General features: G+C 56.9%; 3 protein-coding genes. 2 read left to right on the forward strand and 1 reads right to left on the reverse strand.

From position 1 onward, the window contains the following. Positions 1 to 2083, forward strand: a 2083-nt coding sequence (kdpD, locus tag KQJ18_RS22180) for a two-component system sensor histidine kinase KdpD (protein WP_216422754.1), incomplete at its 5' end; no start/stop codon positions are given. Beyond that, positions 2080 to 2757, forward strand: a complete 678-nt coding sequence (gene kdpE / locus KQJ18_RS22185; protein WP_038638835.1) for a two-component system response regulator KdpE — start codon at positions 2080 to 2082, stop codon at positions 2755 to 2757. The genes kdpD and kdpE, both read left to right, overlap by 4 nt. 95 nt (positions 2758 to 2852) lie before the next feature. Here kdpE and pgm read toward each other — a convergent pair. After that, positions 2853 to 4202 (reverse strand): phosphoglucomutase (alpha-D-glucose-1,6-bisphosphate-dependent) (gene pgm / locus KQJ18_RS22190; RefSeq protein WP_216422755.1); only part of this gene is annotated, 1350 nt, incomplete at its 5' end.

Below are 4202 nucleotides of genomic sequence, written 5' to 3' on the forward strand. Positions count from 1 at the left end.
GGCGGAAAGAGCCATCGAGCATTTCTTTCGCAAAGGTAATTTGATCGCGCTGCGCGAGCTGGCCTTGCGCCGCACGGCCGATCGGGTGGACGATCAAATGCGCGCCTGGCGCGGGCGTCCAGGGGAAGAAAAAGTCTGGCATACCCGCGACGCCGTTTTGCTGTGTATTGGGCACAATACCGGCAGCGAAAAACTGGTGCGCGCCGCCGCGCGGCTGGCGGCGCGTCTCGGCAGCGGCTGGCATGCTGTGTATGTCGAAACGCCGGCACTGCACCGACTCCCCGAAAAACAGCGGCGCGCGATCTTAAGCGCACTGCGATTAGCCCAGGAGCTGGGCGCGGAAACCGCCACGCTTTCCGATCCTGCTGAAGATAAAGCGGTAATCCGCTATGCCCGCGAGCATAATCTGGGAAAAATTGTGCTCGGGCGTCCGACAACGCGTCGCTGGTGGCGCAGCGATTCCTTTGCCGACAAACTGGCCCATCGCGCACCGGATCTCGATCTGATGATTGTCGCGCTGGACGAACCGCCTTCACGCCCGACGCTTCCCACTACGGATAGCCGCACCTTTAAAGATAAATGGCGGGTACAAATTCAGGGTTGTGTGGTTGCCGTCGCGCTATGCGCCATCATTACGCTAATCGCGATGCAGTGGCTGATGGCTTTTGATGCCGCTAACCTGGTAATGCTCTATTTACTGGGTGTGGTGGTTATCGCCCTCTTCTACGGACGCTGGCCATCCGTACTGGCAACCTTTATTAACGTCGCCAGCTTCGATCTCTTCTTTATTGCCCCGCGTGGGACGCTGGCCGTTTCCGACGTCCAGTACCTGCTTACTTTTGCCGTAATGCTAACGGTCGGGCTGGTTATCGGTAATCTGACCGCCGGCGTCCGTTATCAGGCGCGTGTGGCGCGCTATCGGGAACAGCGTACGCGTCATCTGTATGAGATGTCGAAAGCGTTAGCCGTTGGACGAAGCCAGCAGGCAATCGCCGCGACCAGCGAACAGTTTATCGCCTCAACGTTTCAGGCCCGCAGTCAGGTTTTATTACCTGATGAAAACGGTAAGCTGGCTCCCCTCACCCATCAACAGGGCATAACGCCATGGGACGATGCCATTGCCCAATGGAGTTTTGACAAAGGGCAACCGGCTGGCGCGGGCACGGATACCTTACCGGGCGTACCGTACCAAATCTTACCGCTAAAAAGTGCCGATAAAACGCATGGGCTACTGGTAGTGGAACCGGGAAATCTGCGTCAGTTGATGATTCCCGAGCAGCAGCGCCTGCTGGAAACCTTTACCCTGTTGGTCGCCAGTGCGCTGGAACGTCTGACCCTGACCGCCAGCGAAGAGCAGGCCCGGTTTGCCAGTGAACGCGAAAGTATTCGCAATGCGCTGCTTGCCGCCCTGTCCCACGATTTGCGCACACCGCTGACGGTGCTGTTCGGTCAGGCAGAGATTTTAACGCTGGATCTGGCCAGTGAAGGTTCGCCGCATGCGCGCCAGGCCAGTGAGATTCGCCAGCACGTGCTGAATACCACCCGACTGGTTAATAATCTGTTGGATATGGCGCGAATTCAGTCTGGCGGCTTTAATCTTAAGAAGGAGTGGTTAACGCTGGAAGAGGTGGTGGGCAGCGCCCTGCAGATGCTGGAGCCAGGACTCTCTGCTCCGATTAACCTGTCGTTACCCGAACCGTTGACGCTGATCCATGTCGATGGCCCGCTTTTTGAACGGGTGTTGATCAACCTGCTGGAGAACGCCGTAAAATATGCGGGTCCGCAGGCACAAATCGGCATTGACGCCAGCGTCGATGGCGAGCACCTGCTACTGGACGTCTGGGATAATGGACCGGGTATTCCGTCGGGTATGGAACAGCGCGTTTTTGACAAATTTTCCAGAGGAAACAAAGAGTCATCGGTACCCGGCGTGGGGTTGGGACTGGCCATTTGTCAGGCGATTGTGGACGTGCACGGCGGTACCATTTCCGCCCATAATCGTGCCCAGGGGGGGGCATGTTTCCGTGTTACACTACCCCAGGAGATCCCCCCTGAACTTGAAGATTTTCATGAGGATATGTGACAAACGTACTGATTGTTGAAGATGAACAGGCCATTCGCCGCTTTCTGCGCACTGCGCTGGAAGCCGATGGCCTGCGTGTATATGAAGCGGAAACGCTACAACGTGGTTTGCTGGAAGCCGCCACGCGAAAACCCGATCTCATCATTCTCGATCTTGGCCTGCCAGACGGCGACGGCATTGATTTTATTCGCGACCTGCGGCAATGGAGCGCAATCCCGGTAATTGTGCTTTCAGCCCGCAGCGAAGAGAGCGATAAAATCGCCGCACTGGATGCCGGCGCCGATGACTATCTCAGTAAACCCTTCGGTATTGGCGAGCTACAGGCGCGATTGCGCGTGGCATTGCGTCGCCACGCCAGCGGCGCGTCTCCCGAACCGGTGGTGCATTTTTCCAACGTAAAAGTGGATATCGCCGCCCGCCTCGTACACCGTGGTGACGAGGAAATCCATCTGACGCCGATTGAGTTTCGCCTGTTAGCGGTACTGCTGAATAATGCCGGGAAGGTACTGACGCAACGCCAGCTGTTAAATCAGGTCTGGGGGCCAAACGCAGTTGAGCACAGCCATTATCTGCGAATTTATATGGGACACCTGCGCCAGAAACTGGAGCGGGACCCGGCTCGTCCACGTCATTTTCTGACCGAAACCGGGATTGGCTATCGGTTTATGCCGTAAGTCTAGTCGAATAAAAAAGCCGGATCAGCATACATGCTATCCGGCTTTTGTATTCATGCCGGATGGTGACGTTAGCGTCTTATCCGGCCTGGGGTTTACGCGTTTTTCAACACTTCGCTGACGATCTCAACCGCTTCTTTTTCGATCTGTTTGCGGTGTTCTTCACCGAGGAAGCTTTCGCAATAGATCTTGTAAGCGTCTTCTGTGCCTGACGGACGCGCGGCAAACCAGCCGTTGTCAGTCATCACTTTCAGACCGCCAATGGAAGCACCATTGCCAGGTGCCGCGGTCAGACGTGCGGTGATCGGGTCGCCCGCCAGCGTGCTGGCGCTTACCATTTCCGGAGACAGCTTAGACAGCGCCGCTTTCTGCGCGGAGGTCGCGCTCGCCTGCAAACGATTGTAGCTCGGCGCGCCGAAGCGAGCAGCCAGTTCGTTGTAGTGTTCTTGCGGGTTCTTACCGGTCACTGCGGTAATTTCTGCCGCCAGCAGGCACATGATGATGCCGTCTTTGTCGGTCGACCACGGTGTACCGTCGAAACGCAGGAAAGAAGCGCCCGCGCTCTCTTCACCACCAAAGCCAAAGCTGCCATCGAACAGACCGTCAACAAACCATTTAAAACCGACCGGCACTTCCACCAGCTTACGACCCAGATCGTTGACCACGCGGTCAATCATTGCCGAGGAAACCAGCGTCTTACCGACGGCAACATCTTTGCCCCACTGTGGGCGATGCTGGAACAGGTAGTTGATCGCCACCGCCAGGTAGTGGTTCGGGTTCATCAGCCCCGCCGGGGTGACGATACCGTGACGGTCATAGTCCGGATCGTTGGCAAAGGCCAGATCGAACTTGTCACGCAGCGCCAGCAGACCCGCCATCGCGCACTCGGAGGAGCAGTCCATACGGATTGCGCCGTCTTTATCGAGATGCATAAAGCGGAAAGTCTGATCAACGTGGTCGTTAACGATAGTCAGGTTCAGGTTGTAGTGCTTCGCAATACGCTTCCAGTACTCGATACCGGAACCGCCCAACGGATCAACACCCAGCGTCAGACCCGCTTTCTGGATCGCCGCCATGTCGACGATATCCGCCAGTCCTTCCACAAACGGCTGAACCAGGTCCTGCTCTTTCACATGACCCGATGCCAGCGCCGCGTCCAGCGACATACGCTTCACGCCTTGCAGACCGTCAGCCAGCAACGTGTTAGCCCTGTCTTCCACCACTTTGGTGACGTTGGTATCTGCCGGACCACCGTTTGGCGGGTTGTATTTAATGCCACCATCTTCCGGCGGGTTGTGGGACGGCGTGATCACAATGCCATCAGCCAGCGGGCCGCCTTTTTTGTTGTGGACCAGGATGGCATTCGACACGGCAGGGGTTGGCGTAAAGCCGTTGTTTTCCTGCACGATGACATCAACGCCATTCGCCGCCAGCACTTCCAGCAC

The sequence above is a fragment of the Citrobacter sp. S55_ASV_140 genome (genome assembly GCF_018919505.1).
Taxonomy (GTDB): Bacteria; Pseudomonadota; Gammaproteobacteria; order Enterobacterales; family Enterobacteriaceae; genus Citrobacter; species Citrobacter werkmanii.